This window comes from Mycobacterium venezuelense (assembly GCF_054919535.1).
The window spans coordinates 121683-147753 of the sequence record NZ_JBONDW010000010.1; the positions used below are offsets into that span (position 1 = coordinate 121683).

Annotated in this window: 26 protein-coding genes; 18 read left to right on the forward strand and 8 right to left on the reverse strand. The window is 66.9% G+C overall.

Annotation, left to right across the window (positions count from 1 at the left end; genetic code table 11):
* Window positions 1-7 precede the first annotated feature (7 nt).
* From ACRCUN_RS18180 to ACRCUN_RS18200, 5 genes are read left to right on the forward strand one after another with little or no spacing between them, the layout of a single operon-like run.
* On the forward strand, window positions 8-1477 hold the full coding sequence (locus ACRCUN_RS18180) for an aldehyde dehydrogenase (RefSeq protein WP_462143020.1): 1470 nt from the start codon (window positions 8-10) through the stop codon (window positions 1475-1477).
* 11 nt (window positions 1478-1488) lie between these two features.
* Window positions 1489-2241 carry an SDR family oxidoreductase gene (locus tag ACRCUN_RS18185; protein WP_462143021.1) on the forward strand — a complete coding sequence of 251 codons (753 nt, stop codon included), beginning with the start codon at window positions 1489-1491 and terminating at the stop codon, window positions 2239-2241.
* A complete protein-coding gene (locus ACRCUN_RS18190; protein WP_462143022.1) occupies window positions 2238-3086 on the forward strand; it encodes an NAD(P)-dependent oxidoreductase in 849 nt (282 codons plus the stop codon). The genes ACRCUN_RS18185 and ACRCUN_RS18190 overlap by 4 nt, the downstream gene beginning before the upstream one ends.
* A 5-nt stretch (window positions 3087-3091) precedes the next feature.
* Entirely contained in the window at window positions 3092-3535 is a 444-nt protein-coding gene (locus ACRCUN_RS18195) for a carboxymuconolactone decarboxylase family protein (protein ID WP_462143023.1), read from the forward strand.
* On the forward strand, window positions 3525-4751 hold the full coding sequence (locus tag ACRCUN_RS18200) for a hypothetical protein (protein WP_462143024.1): 1227 nt from the start codon (window positions 3525-3527) through the stop codon (window positions 4749-4751). The genes ACRCUN_RS18195 and ACRCUN_RS18200 overlap by 11 nt, the downstream gene beginning before the upstream one ends.
* 100 nt (window positions 4752-4851) lie before the next feature.
* On the opposite strand, the gene ACRCUN_RS18205 is transcribed toward ACRCUN_RS18200, so the two are convergent.
* Both ACRCUN_RS18205 and ACRCUN_RS18210 read right to left on the reverse strand, forming a co-directional pair.
* The gene (locus ACRCUN_RS18205; protein ID WP_462143025.1) at window positions 4852-5466 is read right to left on the reverse strand and encodes a TetR/AcrR family transcriptional regulator; all 615 of its coding nucleotides are present in this window, start codon (window positions 5464-5466) and stop codon (window positions 4852-4854) included.
* 18 nt (window positions 5467-5484) lie between these two features.
* On the reverse strand, window positions 5485-6753 hold the full coding sequence (locus ACRCUN_RS18210) for a cytochrome P450 (protein WP_462143026.1): 1269 nt from the start codon (window positions 6751-6753) through the stop codon (window positions 5485-5487).
* 62 nt (window positions 6754-6815) lie between these two features.
* Between ACRCUN_RS18210 and purD the strand changes: the two genes are divergently transcribed.
* Window positions 6816-8084 carry a phosphoribosylamine--glycine ligase gene (gene purD, locus ACRCUN_RS18215; protein ID WP_462143027.1) on the forward strand — a complete coding sequence of 423 codons (1269 nt, stop codon included), beginning with the start codon at window positions 6816-6818 and terminating at the stop codon, window positions 8082-8084.
* Here purD and ACRCUN_RS18220 read toward each other — a convergent pair.
* Entirely contained in the window at window positions 8081-8899 is an 819-nt protein-coding gene (locus ACRCUN_RS18220) for an alpha/beta hydrolase (RefSeq protein WP_462143028.1), read from the reverse strand. The genes purD and ACRCUN_RS18220 overlap by 4 nt on opposite strands.
* A 111-nt stretch (window positions 8900-9010) precedes the next feature.
* Here ACRCUN_RS18220 and ACRCUN_RS18225 point away from each other — a divergent pair, with 111 nt between their 5' ends.
* On the forward strand, window positions 9011-9640 hold the full coding sequence (locus ACRCUN_RS18225) for a TetR/AcrR family transcriptional regulator (protein WP_462143029.1): 630 nt from the start codon (window positions 9011-9013) through the stop codon (window positions 9638-9640).
* Between the two features lie 18 nt (window positions 9641-9658).
* A complete protein-coding gene (locus ACRCUN_RS18230; RefSeq protein ID WP_462143030.1) occupies window positions 9659-11098 on the forward strand; it encodes an APC family permease in 1440 nt (479 codons plus the stop codon).
* Here ACRCUN_RS18230 and relZ read toward each other — a convergent pair.
* Window positions 11095-12792 (reverse strand): bifunctional ribonuclease/(p)ppGpp synthase, encoded by a 1698-nt coding sequence (gene relZ / locus ACRCUN_RS18235; protein ID WP_462143031.1) that lies wholly within the window; start codon window positions 12790-12792, stop codon window positions 11095-11097. The genes ACRCUN_RS18230 and relZ overlap by 4 nt on opposite strands.
* Before the next feature lie 40 nt (window positions 12793-12832).
* Here relZ and purB point away from each other — a divergent pair, with 40 nt between their 5' ends.
* The 3 genes from purB (at window position 12833) to ACRCUN_RS18250 (ending at window position 16151) form a co-directional block, all read left to right on the forward strand.
* The gene (purB, locus tag ACRCUN_RS18240; protein ID WP_462143032.1) at window positions 12833-14251 is read left to right on the forward strand and encodes an adenylosuccinate lyase; all 1419 of its coding nucleotides are present in this window, start codon (window positions 12833-12835) and stop codon (window positions 14249-14251) included.
* A gap of 7 nt (window positions 14252-14258) precedes the next feature.
* Window positions 14259-15464 (forward strand): cytochrome P450, encoded by a 1206-nt coding sequence (locus tag ACRCUN_RS18245; protein ID WP_462143033.1) that lies wholly within the window; start codon window positions 14259-14261, stop codon window positions 15462-15464.
* 87 nt (window positions 15465-15551) lie between these two features.
* Complete coding sequence (locus ACRCUN_RS18250; protein WP_462143034.1) at window positions 15552-16151, forward strand: DUF1707 SHOCT-like domain-containing protein; 600 nt, start codon at window positions 15552-15554, stop codon at window positions 16149-16151.
* On the opposite strand, the gene ACRCUN_RS18255 is transcribed toward ACRCUN_RS18250, so the two are convergent.
* Complete coding sequence (locus ACRCUN_RS18255; RefSeq protein WP_462143142.1) at window positions 16096-16995, reverse strand: DUF559 domain-containing protein; 900 nt, start codon at window positions 16993-16995, stop codon at window positions 16096-16098. The two genes, ACRCUN_RS18250 and ACRCUN_RS18255, sit on opposite strands and share 56 nt — an antisense overlap.
* 92 nt (window positions 16996-17087) lie before the next feature.
* Window positions 17088-17711: a hypothetical protein gene (locus ACRCUN_RS18260; protein ID WP_462143035.1), complete on the reverse strand. Its 624-nt coding sequence runs from the start codon at window positions 17709-17711 to the stop codon at window positions 17088-17090.
* A gap of 30 nt (window positions 17712-17741) precedes the next feature.
* Between ACRCUN_RS18260 and ACRCUN_RS18265 the strand changes: the two genes are divergently transcribed.
* Window positions 17742-18629, forward strand: coding sequence for a phosphoribosylaminoimidazolesuccinocarboxamide synthase (locus ACRCUN_RS18265; RefSeq protein ID WP_462143036.1), 888 nt, complete (start codon window positions 17742-17744; stop codon window positions 18627-18629).
* Window positions 18626-20770, forward strand: coding sequence for a S9 family peptidase (locus ACRCUN_RS18270; RefSeq protein WP_462143037.1), 2145 nt, complete (start codon window positions 18626-18628; stop codon window positions 20768-20770). The genes ACRCUN_RS18265 and ACRCUN_RS18270 overlap by 4 nt, the downstream gene beginning before the upstream one ends.
* Here the strand turns inward: ACRCUN_RS18270 and ACRCUN_RS18275 are convergent.
* A complete protein-coding gene (locus ACRCUN_RS18275) occupies window positions 20696-21145 on the reverse strand; it encodes a DoxX family protein (RefSeq protein WP_462143038.1) in 450 nt (149 codons plus the stop codon). The two genes, ACRCUN_RS18270 and ACRCUN_RS18275, sit on opposite strands and share 75 nt — an antisense overlap.
* A gap of 83 nt (window positions 21146-21228) precedes the next feature.
* Between ACRCUN_RS18275 and ACRCUN_RS18280 the strand changes: the two genes are divergently transcribed.
* The 4 genes from ACRCUN_RS18280 to ACRCUN_RS18295 all read left to right on the forward strand — a co-directional run bounded on the left by ACRCUN_RS18280 (window position 21229) and on the right by ACRCUN_RS18295 (window position 24730).
* On the forward strand, window positions 21229-21774 hold the full coding sequence (locus ACRCUN_RS18280) for a TetR/AcrR family transcriptional regulator (RefSeq protein WP_462143039.1): 546 nt from the start codon (window positions 21229-21231) through the stop codon (window positions 21772-21774).
* Window positions 21775-21793: 19 nt separating this feature from the next.
* Window positions 21794-22282: a glutathione peroxidase gene (locus tag ACRCUN_RS18285; RefSeq protein ID WP_462143040.1), complete on the forward strand. Its 489-nt coding sequence runs from the start codon at window positions 21794-21796 to the stop codon at window positions 22280-22282.
* Between the two features lie 78 nt (window positions 22283-22360).
* Window positions 22361-23065, forward strand: coding sequence for a DUF2334 domain-containing protein (locus ACRCUN_RS18290; RefSeq protein WP_462143041.1), 705 nt, complete (start codon window positions 22361-22363; stop codon window positions 23063-23065).
* Window positions 23066-23086: 21 nt separating this feature from the next.
* The gene (locus tag ACRCUN_RS18295; protein WP_462143042.1) at window positions 23087-24730 is read left to right on the forward strand and encodes an FAD-binding dehydrogenase; all 1644 of its coding nucleotides are present in this window, start codon (window positions 23087-23089) and stop codon (window positions 24728-24730) included.
* Here the strand turns inward: ACRCUN_RS18295 and ACRCUN_RS18300 are convergent, their stop codons facing one another.
* Entirely contained in the window at window positions 24731-25369 is a 639-nt protein-coding gene (locus ACRCUN_RS18300) for an MBL fold metallo-hydrolase (RefSeq protein ID WP_462143043.1), read from the reverse strand.
* A 19-nt stretch (window positions 25370-25388) separates the two neighbouring features.
* On the opposite strand from ACRCUN_RS18300, the gene ACRCUN_RS18305 reads away from it, so the two are divergent.
* On the forward strand, window positions 25389-26063 hold the full coding sequence (locus ACRCUN_RS18305) for an ATPase (RefSeq protein WP_462143044.1): 675 nt from the start codon (window positions 25389-25391) through the stop codon (window positions 26061-26063).
* Window positions 26064-26071: the final 8 nt, after the last annotated feature.

Below are 26071 nucleotides of genomic sequence, written 5' to 3' on the forward strand. Positions count from 1 at the left end.
TTCACCGATGCCGGTACTGGCCGATCGCCAGAGTCAACTGCTCATCGACGGCAAGCTCGTCGGCGGTGGCGGGGGCGTGTTCGAGACCGTCAACCCCGCGACCGAAGAGGTCCTCGGCGTCGCGGCCGACGCCACCGCCGAGGACATGAGCAATGCCATCGAGGCGGCGCGGCGCGCCTTCGACGACACCGACTGGTCGACGAACACCGCGCTGCGGGTGCGATGCCTGCGCCAGCTGCGGGATGCGATGCGCGAAAACGTCGAAGAGCTACGGGAACTGACCATCTCGGAGGTCGGCGCACCGCGCATGCTCACCTCGGGCGCTCAGCTGGAAGGCCCCATCGACGACCTCGCGTTCTCGGCCGACACCGCCGAGAACTACGAGTGGCGAACCGATCTCGGCCATGCGACACCGCAGGGCATCCCGACGAACCGGGTGGTGGCGCGTGAAGCCGTCGGTGTCGTCGGCGCGATCACGCCGTGGAACTTCCCGCACCAGATCAACCTGGCGAAGGTCGGCCCCGCACTCGCGGCGGGCAACACGCTGATCCTCAAGCCGGCCCCGGACACCCCGTGGGCGGCGGCCGCCGTCGGCCAGATCATCGCCGAGCAGACCGATTTCCCGCCGGGCGTGGTCAACATCGTCACGTCCAGCGATCACTCGGTGGGCGCACTGCTGTCGAAAGACCCACGAGTGGACATGGTTTCGTTCACCGGATCGACGGCGACGGGCCGCGCGGTGATGACCGACGCGGCGCTGACCATCAAGAAGGTGTTCCTCGAACTCGGCGGCAAGTCGGCGTTCCTGGTGCTCGACGACGCCGATCTGGCAGGCGCCTGCTCGATGTCGGCGTTCACGGTGGCCATGCACGCGGGTCAGGGATGTGCGATCACCACGCGCCTGGTGGTGCCGAGGGCCCGCTACGACGAGGCCGTCGAGATCGCCGCGGCCACCCTGGGGTCGATCAAGCCGGGCGATCCGAACAGCAAGCGCACGGTGTGCGGGCCGCTGATCTCGGCCCGCCAGCGTGATCGGGTCCAGTCCTATCTCGACCTCGCGATCGCCGAGGGCGGCCGGTTCGCCTGCGGCGGTGGCCGTCCCGCCGATCTGGACACCGGCTTCTACATTGAGCCGACCGTGATCGCCGGGCTCGACAACAACGCGCGCGTCTCGCGTGAAGAGATCTTCGGGCCGGTCCTGACGGTGATCGCGCACGACGGCGACGACGATGCCGTGCGGATTGCCAACGACTCGCCCTACGGGTTGTCGGGCACTGTCTTCGGCAGCGACGACGAGCGCGCCCAGGCGGTGGCTGCGCGGATGCGGGTCGGCACGGTCAATGTCAACGGCGGCATCTGGTACTCGGCCGATGCTCCGTTCGGCGGTTACAAACAGTCCGGGGTCGGCCGGGAGATGGGCGTGGCCGGCTTCGAGGAATACACCGAGATCAAATGCATTGCGACGCTGGCTAACTAAGGAGAACCTGAATGGGACAGTTCGATAACAAGGTGGCCATCGTCACCGGCGCCGGCGGTGGCATCGGGCAGGCGTACGCCGAGGCGCTCGCGCGCGAAGGCGCTGCGGTCGTGGTTGCCGACATCAACGCCGAGGGCGCCCAGAAGGTCGTCGACGGCATTAAGGGCGAGGGTGGCAACGCCCTCGCCGTGCGGGTCGACGTCTCCGACATCGACTCGGCCAAAGATATGGCCGCTCAGACTCTTTCGGAGTTCAGCGGCATCGACTACCTGGTCAACAACGCCGCGATCTTCGGTGGAATGAAGCTCGACTTCCTGCTCACGGTCGACTGGGACTACTACAAGAAGTTCATGAGCGTGAACCTCGACGGCGCGCTCGTCTGCACCCGCGCGGTGTACCGCAAGATGGCCAAGCGCGGTGGCGGGGCGATCGTCAACCAGTCCTCGACCGCGGCATGGCTGTACTCCAACTTCTACGGTCTGGCCAAGGTCGGCATCAACGGCCTGACTCAGCAGCTGGCCACCGAGCTGGGTGGTCAGAACATCCGCATCAACGCGATCGCACCCGGTCCGATCGACACCGAGGCCAACCGGACGACCACGCCGCAGGAGATGGTCGCCGACATCGTCAAGGGCATTCCGCTGTCGCGCATGGGGCAGCCAGAGGATCTGGTCGGCATGTGCCTGTTCCTGTTGTCCGATCAGGCCAGCTGGATCACGGGCCAGATCTTCAATGTCGACGGCGGACAGATCATCCGGTCATGACTCCGCAGCGATACGGATACATCGGCCTTGGGAACATGGGCGCGCCGATGGCCAAACGGCTCGTCGAGTGGCCGGGCGGGGTCATCGTCTACGACGTGCGCACCGAGGCGATGACGCCGTTGGCCGAGCTGGGTGCGTCCTTGGCGGACGATGTCACGGATGTTGCTCAGGCCGACATCATCAGTGTGACCGTGCTCAACGACGAGCAGGTGCGCGACGTGGTTGGGCAGCTGGCATCGAAGGTCAAGCCCGACACCGTCATCGCGATCCACTCCACGATCAGCGACACCACGGCGGTGGAGCTGGCAGCTCAGCTCAAACCGCAGGGCATCCACGTCGTCGATGCTCCGGTCAGCGGCGGCGGGGGAGCCGCGGAGAAGGGTGAGCTCGCGATCATGGTCGGCGCCGAGCGTCCCGTCTATGAACGAATCAAGCCGGCGTTCAAGCAGTTCGCGTCTATGGTGATCCATGCCGGTGAGCCAGGCGCGGGGACACGGATGAAGCTGGCCCGCAACATGTTGACCTTCACCTCCTACGCCGCGGCATGCGAGGCGATGAAGCTGGCCGAGGCCGCCGGGCTGGACGTGCAGGCGCTGGGCCGCGTGGTCCGGCACACCGATGCGCTGACCGGTGGTCCGGGGGCCATCATGGTGCGCGACAACATGTCCCAGTTGACGCCCGACCACTGGCTCTACGATGCGTTCACCCACACCCGTGGTCTCGGTGAAAAGGACCTCAGCTTGGCGCTCGGGCTGGGAGACGTTGTCGGAGTTGATCTTCCATTGGCTCAGGTGGCCCTGCAGCGGCTCGCCGACGGGCTGGGCGTACCGCACACGAAGGAGTGACAGGTATGGACGAACTGCGGGCCAAGGGCCTGGCCAAGATGAACGAGGTTTACGGCTGGGAGATGCCCAACATCGAGGGAGACCCGTACTTCGATCTCACCGTCGACCACCTTTTCGGCACCATCTGGACCAAACCCGGGCTGTCCATGCGCGAGAAGCGGCTCATGACGTTGTCCGCGGTGACCGCCGTCGGATTGCAGGACCTCGCCGAGATCCAGGTCAATGCCGCGTTGCTCAACGGTGAGTTCACCGAGGAAGAGCTCAAGGACATCGCGATATTCCTCACCCAGTACCTCGGCTTCCCCCTCGGCTCTGCGCTCAACGGCACTGTGTCGAAGGTGGTGGCCAAGCGGCGCAAGGCGGCCGAGAAGGGCGAGGCCGAGGACCGGCGCGCGAACGTGAACGCCGCGGTCAAGATGAATACGGGGACGACGCTCGATGACAAGTAGGTATGCGGCACTAACCCACGACCAGTTGGTCAAGCTGGTGCCTGAGCTGCTGCTCATGGGCCAGATGATCGACCGGTCCGGAATGGCTTGGTGCATCAGCAGTTTCGGACGTGAAGAGATGCTGCAGATCGCCATCGAGGAATGGATGGCGGCCAGCCCCGTCTACACCAAGCGCATGCAGAAGGCGCTGAACTACGAGGGCGTCGACGTCATCACGATCTTCAAGGGTCTGCAGCTCGACATCGGTGCGCCGCCGCAGTTCATGGACTTCCGCTACACCGTGCACGACCGCTGGCACGGTGAATTCCACCTCGATCATTGCGGCGCCCTGCTCGATGTCGAGCCGATGGGAGAGGATTACGTGCGCGGCATGTGCCACGACATCGAGGACCCCACGTTCGACGCAACGGCGCTGGCCACCAACCGCAAAGCCCAGATCCGGCCGATCCACCGGCCGCCGCGCACACCCGCCGACCGGCATCCGCACTGCGCGTGGACCGTGATCATCGACGAGTCCTACCCCGAGGTACCCGACCTTCCGGCCCTCGACGTGATCCGCCGAACCCGCGCCGCCCAAACCGAACTCGATCCGATCGATCCGTCCGACGAGGGGCAGGCCGACTACTCCGGCCCGCTGCTGTCGGATTTCGATTTCGCCGCGTTCTCGCATTCCGCCCTGGTCCGGATTGCCGACGAGGTGTGCCTGCAGATGCATCTGCTCAACCTGTCGTACGTCATCGCCGTCGGTGCGCGCGCCGAGGCGGACACCGCGCTCGCGGCCGACATCTGCACCAAGCAGCTGATCGGCGTGGCAGGCCTGGGCGCCGAGCGCATCCACCGGGCGCTGGAACTGCCCGGCGGCATCGAGGGCGCGGTCCGGGTACTCGAACTCCACCCGCTGCTGAACCCGATGGCCTATGTCACCGCCGAATTCGGGCCCGACACAGTCTCGGTGCGTCGTTCCCCCGCGCACGAGGACGGCGCGTGGGTGTCGCTCGTGACGCCTGGCGAGACACGTCCGCTGCAGGCGATCGTCGCGGGCGTCGACCCTCGTCTGAACGTCGAGGTGATCGGCTCGGAGTCCGACTGGACTGCGCGAGTGTTCGAAAGCGAGACCCCGGCAAAGGAATTCGGCGAGGTTGCGGTGGCGAAGGTGAGCGGCGGTGCTACGTTCCAGTTCGAGCCGAGGAAGTCGTTGCCGTTGACGGTGGTGTGACGACTCCGGCGTCACATCCGCCACATCCGTACCTGTCCGGAAGTGCGGACACGGTTTTCAACTGCGATATCGCGGGCGATATCGCTCTATTTCGGAAGCGTCAGCGGCTGTTCGCGGGGTCCGTCGTCACGACGGCCGCGCCCACCCAGCGCCGCAGATAGTCGCGCAGCGCCTCACCGGTGCGCGGTGGCCGGCCCGGGTCGATGACGAACGACTGGATGATCCGCAGCAGGTGTTCGGCAAGCTCGTCGAGGTCGGCGTCGCGGTAACCCAGGCCGGCCCAGTCCACGTCGAACTTGCGCAACATCGCCCGCGCGAAGTCCACGGCCACGTCCGACGTCACCGATTCGGTGTGCGCGTTGGGGCGACCCGGAGCGATGAGCAGGCCGATGTGCTTGTCCTTGGGCAGCCACTCGAGCGCGGTGGCGATCGCCTCGGCCACCGCGTCGACGGGATCGGTGATGCCCTGCAGATGGGTGGCCAGCCGGTCGAGGAAGTCGCTTGCCGCATGCACCGCGGCAGCCACCAGCAGAGCCTCGGTGCTGGGGAAGTACCGGTAGACGGTTTGCCTCGTGACGCCGAGCGTGCGCGCGACGTCGGCGATGGAGAAATCGGCGCCCCGCTCGTCGATCGCCTTGCTGGCGGCGGTCAGGATGCGCGCGACGGCCTCGTCGTCAGTAGCCGGTGCTGAGCCGGCCCAGCCGTGGGTGCGCATCCCGGCATCGTAGTCCAGCTACCGATAGGAGACCTGCAGGTCCTTGACCCCGTTGATCCACCCCGACCGAAGACGTTGCGGCTCGCCGAGCTTGGCGATGTCGGGGATCTGATCGGCGATCTCGTTGAACATGAGCTTGATTTCCATCCGGGCCAGGTTGGCACCGATGCAGAAGTGCGCGCCGTTGCCGCCGAACGCGAGGTGCGGGTTGGGGTTACGCAAAATGTTGAACTGGAAGGGGTTGTCGAACACCTCTTCGTCGTAGTTCGCCGAGCTGTAGAACAGCCCCGCACGCTGACCCGCCCGGATGGTGACGCCGCCGACCTCGGTGTCGACCATGGCGGTGCGCTGGAAACAGTGCACCGGGCTCGCCCACCGGATGATCTCCTCGATGGCGGTGTCGGGCCGGTCGCGCTTGAAAAGCTCCCACTGGTCCGGGTTTTCGAGAAATGCGTTCATGCCGTGGGTCATCGCGTTGCGCGTGGTCTCATTGCCGGCCACCGCCAGCAGGATCACGAAGAACGCGAACTCCACGTCTTGGAGTGACTCGCCATCTATATCGGCTTGTACCAGCCGGGTGACGATGTCATCGGCCGGGCACTTCCGGCGCTGCTCGGCCATGGTGTAGGCGTAGCCCATCAACTCGGCGTTGGCCGTCGTCGGGTCACTGTCGAAATCGGGGTCGTCGGTGTTCATGATGCAGTTGGACCAGTGGAAGATCTTCTCCCGGTCCTCCTCCGGGACGCCGATCAGATCGGCGATGGCCTGCAGCGGCAGGCTCATCGCGACGTCGTCGACGAAATTGCCGCTGTCTTTCTCCTTGGCGGCGGCGACGATGTCGCGGGCGGCGATCGCCAGCTTCTCTTCCAGGGCGGCGACCGAGCGCGGGGTGAACAGCCGGGAGACGAGCTTGCGCAGCCTGGTGTGTTCGGGCGCGTCGTGGTTGATCAGGAGCGCCTTGGTCAGGTCGAGCTGATCGGCGGTGATGCCATCGGGCAGCCGCATGACCGCGCCCTTGGCGTTCGTTGACCATACGTCCCCGCTGTTGCGGGAGATGGCCTTGACGTCCGCATGGCGGCTGATCACCCAGTAACCGCCGTCGTTGAAGATCGATTCGCCCTGCTCGTTCCACCACACCGGGGCGGTCTTGCGCAGCTCGGCGAACTCCCGCACCGGGATTCCCTGTAGGAGGACGTCGGGGTCGGTGAAGTCGATCCCCGGGGGTAGGAGCGGAGCGACTGGGGGGACATCGCTGCCGGGCCCGAACGGACATGTGCTCTGCGTCATAGTCAGACCATACACCTCGGCGTCAAGTGTATGCCCGCGGCTTGGGACTACGCTTTAGCTCCGTGCGCGTCCTCGTAATCGGATCCGGTGCCCGTGAACACGCCCTGCTGCTGGCTCTGCGCCGGGACCCGGCGGTCGAGGAATTGGCCGTCGCCCCGGGCAACGCTGGCACCGAGGTCATCGCCGACCAGTACGACGTCGACATCACGTCCGGCGAGGCCGTCGTGAAACTGGCGCAGCGCATCGGCAGCGACCTGGTGGTCGTCGGTCCTGAGGTGCCACTCGTGCTCGGGGTGGCAGACGCCGTGCGCGCCGCCGGAATCGCCTGTTTCGGCCCGACCAAGGACGCTGCGCGCATCGAAGGGTCGAAGGCATTCGCCAAGGACGTCATGGCCGCGGCCGGAGTGCGCACCGCGGGTAGTGAGATCGTCGACAACCCGGCCCACCTCGACGCCGCGCTGGACCGGTTCGGGCCACCTGCCGGCCAGGCAGCCTGGGTGGTCAAAGACGACGGCCTCGCAGCAGGCAAGGGTGTGGTGGTCAGCGCCGACCGCGACGCCGCGCGGGCGCACGCCGCGAGCCTGCTCGACTCGGGTCACCCCGTGTTGCTGGAATCCTTCCTGGACGGCCCCGAGGTATCGCTGTTCTGCGTCGTCGACGGCGAGACGGTGGTGCCGCTGCTGGCCGCCCAGGACTTCAAGCGCGTCGGAGACGGCGACACCGGGCCCAACACGGGCGGTATGGGCGCTTACGCGCCGCTGCCCTGGCTGCCCGAATCGGTGACCACCCAGATCGTCGAGGAGATCGTCAAACCCGTTGCGGCCGAGCTGGTTACGCGCGGCAGCTCGTTCTCCGGCCTGCTCTACGCCGGCCTGGCGATCACGAGCAACGGCCCCGCGGTGGTTGAATTCAACTGCCGCTTCGGCGATCCCGAGACTCAGTCGGTGCTGGCGCTGCTGGAATCGCCGCTCGGGCAACTCCTGCGGGCGGCCGCGACCGGTCAGCTGGCGTCGTTCGGGGAACTGCAGTGGCGCGACGGGTACGCCGTCACAGTGGTGCTCGCGGCCGAGAACTATCCCGGCCGTCCCCGTGTCGGTGACGTCATCCACGGATCGGAGGCCGACGGCGTGCTGCACGCGGGTACCGCCCGCCGCGACGACGGGGCGGTGGTGTCCTCCGGCGGCCGCGTGCTTTCGGTGGTCGGCACCGGTGCGGACCTGCCTGCCGCGCGCGATGCCGCCTACACGCTCATAAAGTCAATCCGGTTGCCGGGCAGCCACTTCCGTACCGATATCGGTCTGGCCGCGGCCGAGGGGCGGATCAGCGTCTAGGCGACGAGCAGCGGCGCCATCCACGTCAGCTCGGCGGGCAACTGAGAACTCCAGAACCCGCCGTCGTGCCCACCGGGGGAGAAGCCGCCGGCGGGCGGATTGGGGAGTTGTGCGATGAACTGCTTGGTCGCCGAATAGAACGGATCGCTGCTGCCGCAGTCGATCCGGATCGGAATGGACCCGAGCGCTGACGCACCCCACACGCTGTTGGCGGCGTAATCCTCGGCGCTGTCGAAGGCGCCGGGTGCGGCCGCGCCGGATGATGTCCACAGCGCAGGGCTGACGGCGCAGATCGCGGCGGTGCGGCCCGGGCCCATCCGCGACCCCAGCAGCAGCGCGCCATAGCCGCCCATCGACCAGCCGAGGAACGCCACCCGAGAGGTGTCCAAACCCTGCTCGCCGAGCATGGGGATCAACTCGTCCAACACCATCGCGCCCGAGTCCTCACCGGATGCCCGTTTGTGCCAATAGCTTCCGCCACCGTCGACCGCGACGACGGCAAACGGCGGCAGCCCTGCCGCGACCGCTTCGGCCAGGCCCTGTTCGACCCCGCCCGCCATCACCCCCGCGGCGTCCTGGCCCTTGCCGTGCAGTGCGATCACGGGGCGTAGGGCGCCGGTCTGGCCCGGCGGGCGGGCGACGGCCCAATTCGTGTTGACGCCACCACGCGCGGCCGACACGAACGAGCCCGTGACATACGTCGGCGCGGCCGCGGCGGGGCCCGACCCGAGGGCCAAGGCGCCTGCGGCACCGGCGGCGGCACCGACGCCAAGGCGCAGCACCGCGCGACGGCTCAAGGTAGGCATGCGGGCCATCTTGCCATCGCCGAGACCCGCAGCGACCAATGGCACAATCGGCGGTGCAAAACCTGAGTAAAGCCTGATGATTGGCCGAAAGCCCCATGTGACGCGGGTCATCCTGGCAGCATGATCAAGGTGACGGCAGCGGTCACTCCTAAGGGGGAGCGTCGGCGGTACGCCCTCGTCAGGGCGGCCGCAGACTTGCTGTGCGAGGGCGGCTTCGACGCCGTCCGGCACCGCGCAGTGGCACGGCGCGCGGGCCTGCCGCTGGCGTCGACGACGTACTACTTCTCCTCGCTGGACGACCTCATCGCCAAGGCGGTCGAGTACATCGGGACGCGGGAAGCCGAGCAGCTGCAAGCGGGGGTCGCCGCACTGTCGAGGCGCCGTCGCGGCGCCGAGTCGACGGCCGACATCCTGGTGGATCTCTTGGTCGGCGAGTCGCCCGAAACGCGCATCACCGAGCAGTTGATCTCCCGGTACGAGCGGTACATCGCGTGCGCACGGCAACCCGGCTTACGTGACATCCAGCGCCGAATACTGCAGCAGCGCACTGACGCGGTCGTGGAGGTGGTGGAACGGTCCGGACGTTCGGTCCGGGCCGAGCTGGTCACCGCTCTGGTGTGCGCGGTCGACGGAGCCGTGGTTGCATCGCTGGTGGACGACGGGGACGGGCCACGGGCCAGTGCACGTGCCACGCTGATCGATGTGATCGACGTGCTCGCGCCCGTCGACGATCGGGCGGTACGCGTCTGACCGAGCGAAGGAGGGGGTATGTCTCAACCAGAAACCGTTGAGCAGCAGCCGCAGTTGCGGCGCGTGATGGGCCCGGGCCTGTTGCTGTTGTTCGTCGTAGGAGACATTCTCGGTACGGGTGTGTACGCCCTGACGGGTCAGGTGGCCAAGGAAGTCGGTGGCGCGGCATGGCTTCCGTTCCTGGTCGCATTCCTCATCGCGACCATCACCGCGTTCAGCTATCTCGAACTGGTCACCAAATATCCGCAGGCCGCCGGTGCGGCGTTATACGCGCACAAGGCTTTCGGAATCCAATTCGTGACGTTCCTCGTGGCGTTCGTGGTGATGTGTTCCGGAATCACCTCTGCCTCAACCGCTTCGCGGTTCTTCGCGGTGAGCTTCTTCGATGCCATCGAGCAGATCTTCAATCACATCTTCAGCTGGGAGAAGATCGGCGTCGTCCTGATCGCGCTGCTGTTCATGGCGGTGATCGCGGCGGTCAACCTCCGTGGCGTCACCGAAAGCGTCGTGCTCAACGTCATTCTCACCATCATCGAGATCACCGGCCTGGCCATCGTCATCCTCGTCGGGCTGTGGGCGATTCTCAGCGGTGCCGACGTCGACTTCGCGCGCGTCGTCGCGTTCGAGACCGCCGAGGAGAAGAACGCCTTCCTCGCGGTCACCGCCGCGACGTCGCTGGCATTCTTCGCCATGGTCGGTTTCGAAGACTCCGTCAATATGGCCGAGGAGACCAAGGATCCGGTACGGATCTTCCCCAAGGTGCTGCTCTCCGGTCTGGGAATCGCCGGTGTCGTCTACGTCGTCGTCGCCGTCATCGCGGTGGCACTTGTGCCGGTCGGCGAACTCGCCGCAGCCAACTCACCGCTCGTCAAGGTGGTCGAAACGGCCGCGCCCGGACTGCCGTTCCAGCAGATCCTGCCGATCATCTCGATGTTCGCAGTGTCCAACACCGCACTCATCAACATGTTGATGGCCAGCCGGCTCATCTACGGCATGGCCCGCCAGCACGTGCTGCCCCCGGTGCTCGGGACCGTGGCCCCGCGGCGCCGCACCCCTTGGGTCGCAATCGCATTCACCACCCTGATCGCGTTCGGGCTGATCTTCTACGTCTCGGCATTCGCGAGCAGCAACGCCATATCCGTACTGGGCGGCACCACCTCGCTGCTGCTGCTCGCGGTGTTCGCCACCGTCAACGTCGCGGTGCTGGTGCTGCGCCGCGACGTTCGCGAGGACGGCAGTCATTTCAAGACCCCGACGATCCTGCCGGTGATCGGCTTCGTCGCGTCGCTGTACCTGGTGTTGCCGACCTCCGGCCGGCCTGCGCAACAGTACTTCCTGGCGCTCGCGCTGATCGTCATCGGCATCGTGCTGTTCCTCATCACCATGGCGATCAACCGGCAACTCGGAATTCGCGGGCCCGGCGTGATCGATCCGACCCATCTGAGCGACGCGCCTTAAGGCTTGCCGCGCAGCCGTCCGATCCGGTTCTGCAACAGTGGGATTCGATGCGAATTGCCTTGTAGGCCCACGTAGCGATCGCCGAACACGGCCAGCAGCGCGTCGTCGAGGCGGCGCACTGCGCCCGGCGGATACCGGTAATCCATGACGCGGTTGATCTCATCGGCGTCGACGGAGTCCAGCACCGCCGTCAACGCGTCGAGCGACGTGATGCCGAGCTCGAGGAGCAGCCCGGAGATCCACCCGTAGTGATCGGTGCGCGACCAACCGGCGTCGGCGTAGCGGTTCCCGAGGTAGGTGGCCAGCACGGGCGTCGGGATGCGCGAATCGGTCGAGAAGTCGGTTTCGTCCTCGGTCATGGTGGTGCGCAGCCGTTCCCGGATTTCGGTGAACTCGCGGTCGGCCAGCTCCAGTAGCCCGGCCGCCAGGGTGAATCGCCGGTCCAACTCGGTGACGTGTTCGGCCGGAATCGATCCCTTGTAGCGCACATCGTGCTCGAACTCCGCCCAGGCGTGTTGCAGGACCGTGCGGACCTGGATCGAGGCGGGCTGCTGCTCGCCTTCGACGCCGATCAGCAGATGCCTACTGGCATAACCCCATCGGCCCTCGCGTGCGGTCTCGGCGCCCATGTCGCGGTCGTCGAGCAGCCGCATCTCCTCGGCGAGCAGATTGGCGACCGCGTCGACGTCCTCGCGCAGGTACGTGATCACCCGCAAGCCAACCTGATCGGTGATCTCCACCAGCGGGTCGGTGTACATCGGCTCGCCGTTGACGGTACGGGTGACCTTGGCCGCGAACGACTCCACGCTCTTGGTGCGCCCGGTGATGCTCAGGTAGTTGATACCCGCATCGTCGAGCAGGCCGGTCACCAACTCGAGGTAGTGCCCGGTGGCCGTCACCAGGGCCGGGCGACGCGCCGCGTACTCGGCAACCGCGGGCGGCATCGCGGAATGCGGCGTCAAATCCTCCGGCAGCGTCGGCGTCAAGATGTAGCCCGTGTCGACGTCGCCGTAGATCGTGACGTCGTCGGGCCTCCTGGTGGCGTACAAAGCGACGTACGCGCACAACACCGCGTCGACCGGATCCTCGGCACGCCGCAGCTCGCTCTTGGTCGTCGCGGCCTCCACGGATTGATACAGCTCCTGCCACTGCTCGTTGCCCGCGACCTGCAGCGCGACCTCGGCGTGCCGCAAACCGGCGATCAGCTCCATCAGCCGCAACAGCTCCGACCGCAACTGCTCGAACGTGCGCCCCGGCTTCGACTTGTATTTCAGCGTGCGGCCCAGACGGAACAACGCGACCGATGCCGCGTGGGGATACACCTCGAGCGCCCGCCGGGTCCGCGCGGTGTGGGGATCGAGGTCCAGGTCGAGCGCCGTCGCGAGCCGGGCCCCGCGCGGAGTGTCGGCGAACTCGGGCTTTCCGGTGTTCGACGGGTGCGCGCCCGCTTCGAACGCGCGGAAATCCCGATTGAGGGCGGCCTCGCCGGGACGGTTGCCGGTCGGGTTGGTCACGATGAGCGGCGCGTCGATGCCGACCACACAATCGTCGCTGGTGAACGGCTTGACCGCGGCCATGATGCTGGCGTCGTCGGTCTGAGCCGACACGTGTACGAGCCGGCCGTCCTCGTCGACGACGGCGACGCCGGTGGGCTTGCGCTCGCCCCAGGCGAGGTCCAGGCCGATGAAGTGCATGTCTCAAGACTGCCTCACCCGCCCCGTAAGCTGTGTGTTCGTGACGATTCCGAATGTTCTGGCCAACCGCTACGCCAGCGACGAGATGGTCGCGATCTGGTCGCCCGAGGCCAAGATCATCGCCGAGCGCCGCCTGTGGCTCGCCGTCCTGCGCGCGCAGGCCGAACTCGGGGTCGCGGTGCCCGACGGGGTGGTCGAAGACTACGAGCGCGTGCTCGAGAACGTCGACCTCGCCTCGATCGCCGCGCGCGAGCGCGTGACCCGTCACGACGTCAAGGCGCGCATCGAAGAGTTCAACGCGCTGGCCGGCCATGAGCACGTGCACAAGGGCATGACGAGCCGCGACCTCACCGAGAACGTCGAGCAACTGCAGATCCGCCGCTCGCTCGAGCTGGTGTTCTCCCACGGCGTCGCGGTGGTGGCCAGGCTCGCCGAGCGGTCGGTGGTCTACCGCGATCTGGTCATGGCCGGGCGCAGTCACAACGTCGCCGCGCAGGCCACGACCCTCGGCAAGCGGTTCGCGTCGGCCGCCGAGGAGACGCTGATCGCGCTCACGCGCCTGCGTGAGCTGATCGACCGGTACCCGCTGCGCGGGATCAAGGGGCCGATGGGTACCGCGCAAGACATGCTCGACCTGTTCGACGGCGATGTCGGCCGGCTCGCCGAACTGGAACGCCGAGTCGCTGAATTCCTCGGCTTCACAGAGGTTTTCACGAGCGTCGGACAGGTCTATCCGCGGTCGCTCGACCACGACGTGGTGTCGGCTCTGGTTCAGCTGGGTGCGGGTCCGTCGTCACTCGCGCACACCATCCGGCTGATGGCCGGCCACGAGCTGGTGACCGAGGGCTTCGCGCCCGGCCAGGTCGGCTCGTCGGCCATGCCGCACAAGATGAACACGCGCTCCTGCGAACGTGTCAACGGGTTGCAGGTGGTACTGCGCGGATACGCCTCGATGGCCGCCGAACTGGCCGGTGCGCAGTGGAACGAGGGCGACGTGTTCTGTTCGGTCGTGCGTCGTGTCGCGCTGCCCGACGCGTTTTTCGCGATCGACGGGCAGACCGAGACTTTCCTGACCGTGCTCGACGAGTTCGGCGCCTACCCGGCGGTGATCCAGCGGGAGCTCGACCGCTATCTGCCGTTCCTGGCAACCACGCGGATCCTGATCGCGGCGGTTCGCGCGGGCGTCGGCCGCGAAGCCGCGCACGAGGTCATCAAGGAACATGCCGTCGCGGTGGCCCTGGCCATGCGGGAGAAAGGCCAGGAACCCGATCTGCTCGACCGGCTCGCAGCCGATCCGCGGCTGCCGCTGGATCGCGCGGCGCTTGAGGCCGCACTCGCCGACAAGCAGGCGTTCACCGGCGCGGCGGGCGCCCAGGTCGACGGCGTCGTCGCGGCGGTCGACGACCTCGTGAGCCGCTACCCCGAGGCCGCCAAGTACACGTCGGGCGCGATCTTGTGACGCTGTGATGCCGGCCGACCTCACCGACCTGGACAACTTCGCCGACGGTTTCCCGCATGCGTTGTTCGAGCAGCATCGGCAGCAGGCGCCGGTGTATTGGCACGAGCCCACCGAGCACACCCCCGACGGCGAAGGCTTCTGGTCGGTCGCGACATACGCCGAAACCCTTGCGGTACTGCGTGATCCGGCGACATTCTCGTCGGTGACCGGCGGCTCGCGGCCCTACGGCGGGACCCTGCTGCAGGATCTGGCCATCGCGGGCCAGGTGCTCAACATGATGGACGACCCGCGGCATTCCGAGATCCGCCGGCTGGTCAGCTCCGGACTGACCCCGCGGATGATCAAACGGGTCGAGGACGATCTGCGTGCCCGGGCACGTCGTCTGCTGGACGGTGTCGTGCCAGGCGAACCATTCGACTTCCTGGTCGACGTGGCCGCCGAACTGCCCATGCAGATGATCTGCATTCTGCTGGGAGTGCCCGAATCCGAACGGCATTGGTTGTTTCACGCGATCGAGCCGCAGTTCGACTTCGGCGGTTCGCGGACGGCGTCGGTGGGGCAGATGTCGGCCGAGGAAGCCGGCTCGCGGATGTATGCCTATGGGCAGGAACTCATCGCGGCCAAACGCGCCGAGCCCACCGACGACATGTTGTCGGTGGTCGCCAATGCCACCGACGCGGACATGTCCGACCTGGAGCTGTATCTGTTCTTCAGCCTGCTGTTCAGTGCGGGCGCCGAGACCACCCGCAACTCGGTGGCGGGCGGGCTGTTGGCGTTGATCGAGAACCCCGCACAGCTGGCGTTGTTGCGTGCGGACATGTCGCTGCTGCCGACCGCGATCGAGGAGATGGTGCGCTGGACATCCCCGTCGCCATCCAAGCGGCGCACCGCAACCCGCCCGGTGACCTTGGGCGGCTGCGATATCGAAGCCGGGCAGAAAGTCCAGATCTGGGAGGGCTCGGCGAACCGGGACGCCGCGGTGTTCGCACATGCAGATGTCTTCGACGTCACGCGAAAACCCAATCCGCACTTGGGTTTCGGCCAGGGTGTGCACTACTGCCTCGGTGCGAACCTGGCCCGGCTCGAGTTGCGGGTGCTGTTCGAGGAGCTGCTGGCCAGATTCGGCACGGCGCGCCTGGTCAAGCCCGTCGAATGGACCCGCAGTAACCGCCACACCGGCATTCGGCACCTGGTGGTCGAGCTCGACTCGTGAAGCCAGAAGCGTTCGCGGCGGTCATGGCTACCGGCATCGTGTCCGTCGCGGCACAAACGCGACAGGGTGTTCGCCTAATCTCAGAACATGGACTCAGGCCGAAATGACCATCTCCGAGTCTCAGACGCCGAGCGGGCGAAGGTCGGACAGCTCCTCGAACGCGCGGTAGCGGAAGGCATGCTCACGCTCGACGAGTTCAGTGAGCGGTACGACTCCGCGCTGGCGGCACGCACTCGCGGCGAGCTGAGTGCCGTCGTGGCCGACCTGCCGATGGCCTTGCCCGCGGCGCCTCCGATGCCCCACCCCTCCGTCGGAACTCCCGAGGAACTGCGCGGCTGGATGTCCTCGATCGTGCGGCGTGGCCAGTGGACGGTGGCGCCTGCATTGCACCTGACCACGCGGATGTGCAGCACCACGCTGGACTTCACCGCTGCGGTCCTGCCGGGGCCCGTCGTGGAGATCGTGATCGACGACTACTGCAGCTCGACCGAATTCATCGTGCCCACGGCGGCCACCGCCGACCTCAACGGGGTCAACGCCGTGGCGGGCAGCGCCACGGTCAAGGTGCGCACGAGCCCGCCGTCGAGTCAGCTGCACCTGATCGTGCGCGGCCGGGTCCGCATGGGTTCGGTCACCGTGCGTCATCCCTTCGGAAGCTGGCTGCGGCGCCTGCACGGGACCGGATAGCGAACCCGATCTCGCCGACGACCCGCTGCGGATACTCGGTCAGGTCCAGCCACGTGAACCGCAAAACCTGCCAGCCCATCAGCGCGAGCTCGTTCTGCTTGACGCGATCTTGCTGGAAGTCCTCCTGGTCACTGTGGAACGCCCAGCCGTCGGTTTCGATCGCGATCTTCAAGCCGGGGAACGCGACGTCGACCACATACCGGCCGACACGACGGTTGGCCTTCCAGCCCGTGATCTTCGCATCGCGCAAAAGTTTGACCAACAGACGCTCGGCCGCAGACCGGGCGCCGTCGTCGGCCGCGATGAGCAGCCTGCGCGCGGCAGGTGAACCATGCCTGCCCTTGTTACGCAGATGAGCCCGCCACAGCTCTCGCAGCTCGACATGACGCTGCAGCGCGGAGTCCATGAGTTTGGCGCCGCCACCTCGTCTGGCCGCGGCTTCTACGACGGTCAGCGGCAGCGACGTGATTCGCAGGCCTCGGCGTTCGACGATGTCGGCGGGGCCGAGGTCGCGGCGCCGTATCCGGGTGCCGAACCTCGGCCGGTGATTGCTGACTCTCGGGACGGTGACCTCGACCGACTCCGGCGGGTATTTCGTGACGTCGTGCCACCATGCGGCAGCCAGCCCGCTCGCCGTGGCCGCGGGTCCCAACGACCACACCGCTGCCCGGATGCGTGCGGCGTCGGTGAACGGCCGGTCGTCGGCGAAATACACGCCAGGAGAGCAGCGGAGCCATCGCCCGGACCTGACTCTGCGATTCACCGCATCTTGGCTCAAGCCCGCCTGCCGCGCCTGGGCCAAGGTGATTACGCCGTCGTTGTCACGCAAATAGTCGTCGAGCATGCCCGTTTGGACGGTGTGCACCCCTCAAACGGTTCCCACCCCTGCGATTTGTGCACCGCGACCGGCGCTCACCGCCGCTTGCGGTGCACAAATCACTGGATGCGGCGCAGGCTCATGCCGGCTGAGCGGAGTTCGAGGGCGGCGAGGCCGCGAATGGCGGCCGGGTCTTGGCTGCGCCACGCGCCGACGGGGTCGTCGGACACCGCGGTGAGCTTGGCCAGCGGCCGGTTGGCCAGTGCACGCAGGGCCAGCAGCTGCTCGCCCGCCGCGGTCGAGGCCAGGGTGATCGCCGTCCACTTGCGCCGGAAGAACCGCACGCGCAGATACAGCCATGGCATCGCGACGAAGAGGATCGGCGCCCCGGCCACGGCCAGCGCGAGCACCCACGCGAGCCAGCTCGCGGTGGTGTCGAGGTTGTGGCCTGCGCCCGCGATGTCGAGCGCGGCATCGCTGGCTGCCCGCAATGGCTTGCTCAGGGTGTCGCCGACCAGCGGAAAGTCGTCGGTGTTGTCGCCGGCCGAGCTGAGGTTGTCGGCGACGCCGTTGGCGCCCGTCTCGACCTGCCTGCCGACTTCGGCGATGGTGGCGACGGCCGAATACACGGCCATGCCGACCAGCACCCACACCGCGGTCCAGATGATGACCGCCACATCGCTGAACAGCTGGGCCAGCAACCGGCCGGGTCGGGTCGCATAGGGCAGGTACCGCGATCTCATGGCACCGATCCCAACACATAGGCTGGCCCGATGCGCCCTGCTCTGTCCGACTACCAGCATCTGGCCAGCGGCAAAGTCCGCGAGCTGTACCGCATCGACGATCAGCACCTGCTCTTCGTGGCAAGCGACCGTATCTCGGCGTACGACTACATCCTCGACTCCGCGATTCCGGACAAGGGCCGGATCCTGACCGCGATGAGCGTGTTCTTCTTCGACTATCTCGACGTTCCCAATCATCTGGGCGGCCCGCCGGACGATCCCCGGATCCCCGAAGAGGTGTTGGGCCGCGCGCTGGTGGTGCGCCAACTCGAGATGCTGCCGGTCGAGTGTGTGGCCCGCGGCTACCTGACCGGTTCTGGCCTGATCGACTACGAGAAGTCCGGCTCGGTATGTGGCATCCCGTTGCCGCCGGGTTTGGGGGAGGCGAGCAAGTTCACCGAACCGCTGTTCACGCCGGCCACCAAGGCCGAGCTCGGTGAGCACGACGAGAACATCTCGTTCGACAAGGTGATCGATCTGGTCGGCCCGGTGTTGGCCAACCAGCTGCGCGAGCGCACGCTGCAGACGTATGTGCAGGGCGCTGACCACGCGTTGACCAAGGGCGTCATCATCGCGGACACCAAGTTCGAGTTCGGGGTCGATCAGGACGGCAACGTGGTGTTGGCCGATGAGGTGTTCACCCCGGACTCGTCGCGGTACTGGCGGGCGGAGTCCTACCGGCAGGGTGTGGTCCAGGAGAGTTTCGACAAGCAGTTCGTCCGCAATTGGCTGACCAGCCCGGAGTCTGGATGGGACCGGCATGGCGACACCCCGCCACCACCGCTGCCCGACGAGATCGTGAGGGCGACACGAGACAGATACATCGAGGCATACGAACGGATTTCGGGCCTGCGATTCGCGGATTGGATCGGCGCATGAGTGTGAAACCCCCGGTGGCCAAGCGTGCCAACCACCGCCGTGAGCACCACGGCGACGTATTCATCGACCCCTACGAATGGCTGCGGGACAAGGACGATCCGGAGGTGATCGCGCACCTCGAAGCCGAGAACGCCTACACCGCGGACGTCACCGCGCACCTCGAGCCGTTGCGGCAGAAGATCTTCGACGAGATCAAGGCACGCACCAAGGAGACCGACCTGTCGGTCCCCATGCGCCGCGAACTGTGGTGGTACTACGCGCGCAGCTTCGAGGGCAAGCAGTACGCAGTCCACTGCCGGTGCCCGGTCACCGACCCCGACGACTGGACGCCACCGCAGCTCGACGAGCACACCGAGATACCCGGCGAGCAGGTGCTGCTCGACGAGAACGTCGAGGCCGAAGGGCATGAGTACTTCGCGCTCGGCGCGGCAACCGTCACGCTGGACGGCAGCGTCCTCGCCTACTCGGTCGACACCAAGGGCGACGAGCGATACACGCTGAGGTTCAAGGATTTACGCACCGGCGAGCTGTACGAGGACACGATCGCCGGTATCGGCTCCGGAGGTACGTGGGCGGCCGACAACCGCACGCTGTACTACACCACGGTCGACGACGCCTGGCGGCCCGACACCGTGTGGCGTCACCGCCTCGGCTCGGGGCTGCCCGCCGAGCGGGTGTATCACGAGGCCGATGAGCGCTTCTGGATCGGCATCGGCCGAAGCCGGAGCAACAAATACCTGTTCATCGCGTCGGGCAGTGCCGTCACGACCGAGGTCAGGTATGCCGACGCGACCGATCCGCACGCCGAGTTCACCACGGTGTGGGGGCGCCGTGACCTGGTGGAGTATTCCGTCGAGCATGCCGTCGTCGGTGGTGAGGACCGGTTCCTCATCCTGCACAACGACGGCGCGGAGAACTTCGCTCTCGTGGACGCTCCCGTCAATGACCCCAACGACTTCCGTCCGCTGATCGCGCACCGCGACGATGTGCGCCTCGATGCGGTCGACGCGTTCGACGGGTTCCTGGTGGTCAGCTACCGCAGTGATGCGCTGCCGAAGATCCAGCTCTGGCCGATCAACGCCAATGGCGGCTATGGCCGTGCCGAGGAGCTGACTTTCGAGTCCGAGCTCACCGCAGCCGGCCTCGGCGGCAATCCGAACTGGTCGACGCCGAAGCTGCGCATCGCCGCCACGTCGTTCGTCATCCCGGCCCGCGTGTACGACCTCGACGTCGTCACCGGGGAACGAACCCTGCTGCGCGAGCAGCCGGTACTCGGTGACTACCGGCCCGAAGAGTATGTGGAACGCCGGGATTGGGCCATCGCGTCCGACGGCGCCCGGGTACCGATCTCGATCATCCACCGGGCCGGGCTGCAGTTCCCGGCCCCTGCGCTGCTGTACGGATACGGCGCCTACGAAGCGTGTGAGGACCCCCGGTTCTCCATCGCGCGGCTGTCGCTGCTGGATCGCGGCATGGTGTTCGCGATTGCCCATGTCCGCGGCGGGGGTGAGCTGGGCCGCCCGTGGTACGAACACGGCAAGATGTTGGAGAAGCGGAACACCTTCACCGATTTCATCGCGGTGGCACAGCATCTCATCGCAGGCGACATCACGCGGCCGCAAAATCTGGTGGCGCTCGGCGGAAGCGCGGGCGGATTGCTGATGGGGGCGGTCGCCAACATGGCTCCCGGCCTGTTCGCCGGGATCTTGGCCCAGGTGCCGTTCGTCGACGCGCTCACCACGATCCTCGACCCGTCACTGCCGTTGACCGTCACCGAGTGGGACGAGTGGGGAAATCCCTTGGAGGACCCCGAGGTTTACCGGTACATGAAGTCGTACACGCCGTACGAGAACGTCACGGCGCAGGACTACCCGGCGATCCTCGCGATGACGTCGCTCAACGACACCAGGGTGTACTACGTCGAACCGGCCAAATGGGTTGCCGCACTTCGTCATATCAAAACCGACGGCCATCCGGTGCTGTTGAAGACGGAGATGACGGCTGGCCATGGCGGTATCAGTGGACGCTATGAACGCTGGAAGGAAGCCGCGTTCCAGTACGCCTGGCTACTGGCTGCCGCCGACCCAGACAATTACGGCGGCGGCCAGGTAGACAGCCTCTTCGGCGGTCCGGACACTTAACCGCGAGGTCATCGACTTCGGCGGGTCGGGCATCCTCGCCGCGTAGACATTGGCCGGGAACATGGCCAGCATCAACAGGAACAGGCACACCGCCGCCGCCACCCGTGTCGGCGGGTACAGCAGCCCGGCCGCGCCTGCGAGTTCCAGCACCCCGGTGATGGTGACGAGCGCGCCGGGGGCGGGCAATCGCGGCGGCACGATCGCGATCATGTCGCGGCGCAACGGGTTCACGAAGTGCGCGACACCGGTGAGGGCGAACATCGCAGCCAGTCCGACCGCGAGCGCGTCGGGCCAGCTGTCGACATAATCCACGCCCAATAGTCCGAGCCCGCGCGCAGCAATGGTGCCCAGCACCAACGTCAGGAATACCGCCACCACGCCCTCCGTAACCTGTCAGTGTCTAGATTTAACGTAGCGCCAATCTAGGCATTGTCAAGTTTCGGGGCTAGAATGGCCGCATGGGTTATCACCATGGCGACCTCAAGGCCGTGATCCTGGCGCAGGCCGCCACCCTGGTGGCCGAACGCGGAGCGGACGGCATCTCGCTACGGGAACTGGCGCGCGAAGCCGGCGTCTCCCACGCTGCGCCTGCACATCACTTCACGGATCGGCGCGGCCTGTTCACCGCACTCGCCGCCGAGGGGTTCCGGTTGCTGGCCGAGGCGCTGAACGGGGCCAGGCCGCAGTTCATCGATGCCGCCAAGGCGTATGTGCGCTTCGCCCTTGATCATCCGGGCCACTACGAGGTGATGTTCGACAAGTCGCTGTACGACGACGCCGATACCGAACTGGTCGAAGCCGCCGCGGCGGCGGGTTTCGAGCTCAACCGCGGCGTCGGCACGCTCGCCGACCCCAAGGCCAAGGCCGATCCCGATGCCGCGGCGCTCGCGGCGTGGTCGATGGTGCACGGCTTCTCGCTGTTGTGGCTCAATGACGCGATCGACACATCCGGCGACCCGATCGGGACCGTCGAGCGGCTGGGCAAGATCCTGTTCGACGGATAGCTCCGGTAGCGTCGAACCCGTGAGCCTCAACGACATTGCGCTGACCACCCTCGACGGAAACGCCACCACGCTGGCGGAGTTGGCCCCCGGCGCCGCGCTTGTGGTCAATGTGGCCTCCAAATGTGGCCTGACGCCGCAGTACAGCGCGCTGGAGAAGCTCGCGCAGGAGTACGGCGAGCGCGGTCTCACGGTCATCGGGGTGCCGTGCAACCAGTTCATGGGCCAGGAGCCGGGCACCGCCGAGGAAATCCAGACGTTCTGCTCGACCACATACGGCGTCACGTTCCCGCTGCTGGCCAAAACCGACGTCAACGGACCCGACCGCCATCCGCTGTACGCCGAGCTGACCAAGACCGCTGACGGCAGTGGGGAAGCCGGTGACATCCAGTGGAACTTCGAGAAGTTCCTCCTGGCGCCCGACGGTACGGTGGCCAACCGATTCCGGCCGCGTACCGAGCCCGATGCACCCGAGGTCGTGGCGGCCATCGAAGCCGTATTGCCCGCCTGAGCGGGTATCGCCAAATGGACACTCCGCGTCAGAGTGTTCGAAACCGTTGCGACATCTGACGTTGCCACACTGGTGTACGTGACCGGACAACTCATCGTCTCGATCTCGCAGATCAGCGACCGCACGCGCGACGACGTCGCGTCGTTCTGCGCGGAACTCGATGCCCGTGGTGTGCCGGCCTCCCTGCTGGTGGCGCCGCGGCTCAAGGGCGGTTACCGGCTGGATCGCGACGCCCCGACCGTAGAGTGGCTGACCGCGCGACGCGTCGCCGGTGACGCTGTTGTGCTGCACGGCTACGACGAGGCCGCCACCAAGAAGCGGCGCGGCGAGTTCGCGAGCCTGCCCGCCCACGAGGCGAACCTGCGGCTCATGGGCGCCGACCGCGTGCTCGAGCACCTGGGCCTGCGGACGAGGCTGTTCGCCGCGCCCGGCTGGAACGCCTCGCAAGGGACGGTCGTCGCCTTGCCGCGCAACGGCTTTCGCTTGTTGGCCGAGCTCAACGGAGTCACCGACCTGGTGCGTCGGACCACCGTGCGCGCTCGCGTGCTCGGCATCGGCGAGGGCTTTTTGACCGAACCGTGGTGGTGCCGGACGCTCGTGCTGTCGGCAGAGCGCACCGCACGCCGTGCGGGCGTGGTGCGGGTTGCCGTCGCGGCACGGCACCTGCGTAGGCCAGGGCCGCGGCAAGCGATGCTCGACGCGATCGATCTGGCTTTGCTGCACCGAAGCGTGCCCGGGGTCTACCAATGGCGGCCCTATCCAGTACTGACCGACGCCGCCTGACTCGCGCTACTCTTGCGTCTCATGGCAGACGCCGATGTCATCGTCGTGGGAGCGGGTCTGGCCGGGCTGGTCGCCGCGTGCGAATTGGTCGAGCGTGGGCACCGTGTGCTCATCGTGGACCAGGAGAACGCCGCCAACCTCGGCGGCCAGGCCTACTGGTCTTTTGGTGGACTGTTCTTCGTCGACAGCCCCGAACAGCGCAGGCTCGGGATCCGGGACAGTCAGGAACTGGCCTTGCAGGACTGGCTGGGCACGGCGGGCTTCGACCGCCCGGAGGACCACTGGCCACGGGAGTGGGCACACGCCTACGTCGACTTCGCCGCGGGGGAGAAGCGTAGTTGGCTGCGGGCGCGCGGTTTGCAGACCTTCCCGTTGGTCGGCTGGGCCGAGCGGGGCGGGTACGACGCACTCGGCCACGGCAATTCGGTGCCGCGATTCCACATCACGTGGGGGACGGGCCCGGCGCTCGTCGAGATGTTCGCGCGCCGGATCCGCGACAGTGTGCGGGTGCGGTTCGCTCACCGGCACCGGGTCGACGAGCTGATCGTCAACGAAGGTCTGGTGGCCGGGGTCCGGGGCTCGGTCCTGGAAGCCACCAATGCGCCGCGCGGCGTGGCCACATCGCGAAACGTCGTCGGTGAGTTCGAGTTTCGTGCGTCGGCGGTCATCGTGGCGAGCGGCGGCATCGGCGGCAACCACGAACTCGTGCGCAAGAACTGGCCGCCCAGGATGGGCCGGGTGCCCGAGCAACTGCTCAGCGGTGTGCCTGCCCACGTCGACGGCCGGATGATTGGGATCTCACAGGCGGCGGGCGCACACGTCATCAACAGCGACCGGATGTGGCACTACACCGAGGGAATCACCAACTACGATCCGATCTGGCCGGCCCACGGCATTCGGATCCTCCCCGGGCCATCGTCACTATGGTTGGACGCCAACGGAAATCGGCTTCCGGTGCCGCTGTATCCCGGATTCGACACACTCGGCACCCTTGAGCACATCTGCCGGACCGGCCAGGACTACACGTGGTTCATCCTGAACGCGCGCATCATCGCCAAGGAATTCGCGTTGTCCGGCCAGGAACAGAACCCGGACCTCACATCGCGCAGCGTGCGCGACGTGCTGTCGCGGATCCGGCCGGGCGCACCGGCACCCGTGCAGGCATTCGTCGACCGCGGCGTCGACTTCGTGAGCGCGAATACGTTGCGCGAGTTGGTATCGGCGATGAACGACGTACCCGACGTCGTGCCGCTCGACTACGCCGCGATCGCTGCCGAGGTGACGGCGCGCGACCGTGAGGTCGCCAACAAGTTCACCAAGGACGGCCAGATCACCGCGATCCACGGGGCGCGCAGCTATCTGGGCGACCGGTTCGGCCGCGTCGTCGCCCCGCACCGCCTCACCGACCCGAAGGCCGGTCCGCTCATCGCGGTCAAGTTGCACATCCTCACCCGGAAATCGTTGGGCGGCATGGAGACCGATCTGAGCTCGCGTGTGCTCAAGCAGGACGGCACGGCATTTGGCGGGCTGTACGCGGCCGGCGAGGCGGCCGGGTTCGGCGGCGGTGGAGTGCACGGCTACCGGTCGCTGGAAGGCACCTTCCTCGGCGGCTGCATCTTCTCCGGTCGCGCGGCCGGGCGTGGTGCCGCAGCCGACATCGCCTAGCTAGAACTCCGTTCCGTTCTCCTGGTCGAGTACCTGGAAGTCGGTCGAGGTCATCTCCGCGAGGCGTCCGTAGTAGATGCCGCGTGCACTCGGGTCGATGATCCCCTGGTGGATCGGAACCGCCCGGGCCGGCGCTACCGCACGCAGAAAGTCAACGGCCTCAGAGATTTTCATCCACGGCGCGGCCGCAGGGGTGGCCAGCACGTCGACCGGTTCGCCCGGCACGAACAGCGCGTCGCCAGGATGCATCAGCCGGGCCGGATGCTCGTCATCGCCCAACAGATACGAAATGTTGTCGATCACAGGGATTTCCGGGTGTATCACCGCATGCCTGCCGCCCGCTCCGCGAACGTTGAGGGAGCCGATCCGGAACTCGTCGCCGACATGCACGGCTTTCCACGGCTCGCCGAGCTGTGCGGCCGTCTGCGGATCGGCGTACAACGCGGCCTGCGGATTGGCGTCGAGCAGCGCGGGCAGCCGCGTGGTGTCGGCGTGATCGGGATGCTGATGGGTGATCAGGATCGCCGACAACCCCGTGATGCCCTCGAATCCGTGCGAGAAGTTGCCCGGGTCGAACAACACCGTGGTGTCCGAAATGTCGGCCAGAAGGCAAGAATGTCCGAAATGCGTCAATTGCATGGCTATATTGTGGCGCTCAGTGGGTGGATTCTTGCGGTTGATTTGGGCGATGTTGCTCGTGGCCTTCGCATGGGCTGCCGCGCCCGGTTCGGCGTGGTCGGAGCCCATCGACTGCCCGCCGATGTGCGATCGAATTCCCGCGTCGGCCTGGATGGCATCGTCGGATGTCCCGCTGTACCGGGAATACCGCTGGCCGGGCCTGGCCGGGCTGGCGGTGACGACCACGTCACCGCGGTTCCGGTTCGAGGAAGACTGCGCATTGCCACTGCTGCCGGGCGACTCCCGCGAGTACGCGGTGACCGCGCGCGCCTCGGTGAGTCAGCCCGAGGGGCAATGGCAGCTGCAGGTTCAGGTGATGCACTGGCGCGGGGAGACCTGGCGGGGCGGCGAGACGGCGATGTCGGCTGTGAGCGTGGCGGCAGGCGCCATGCGGGCCTGCCAGCTGACGAGACCGGGAAGCTCACCGTCGATCACGACCGACGAGCCGGGCCGGCTGGCCGCGGTGATCACCTTCGGCGGCGGGCGCGTGCTGCGACAGTATTTGCTGGCCGATCCGGACAACAGCACTGTGGTCGAGCTTGCGATGTGGTCGACGACGCCGCCGCGAGTGGCGTGGCCCACAGTGTCCGATAGCCACGTGCTCGATGCGATGGCCAGGCCACTGTGCAGCGCTTACGTTGGATCGTGCCGGTAGAGTGAGCG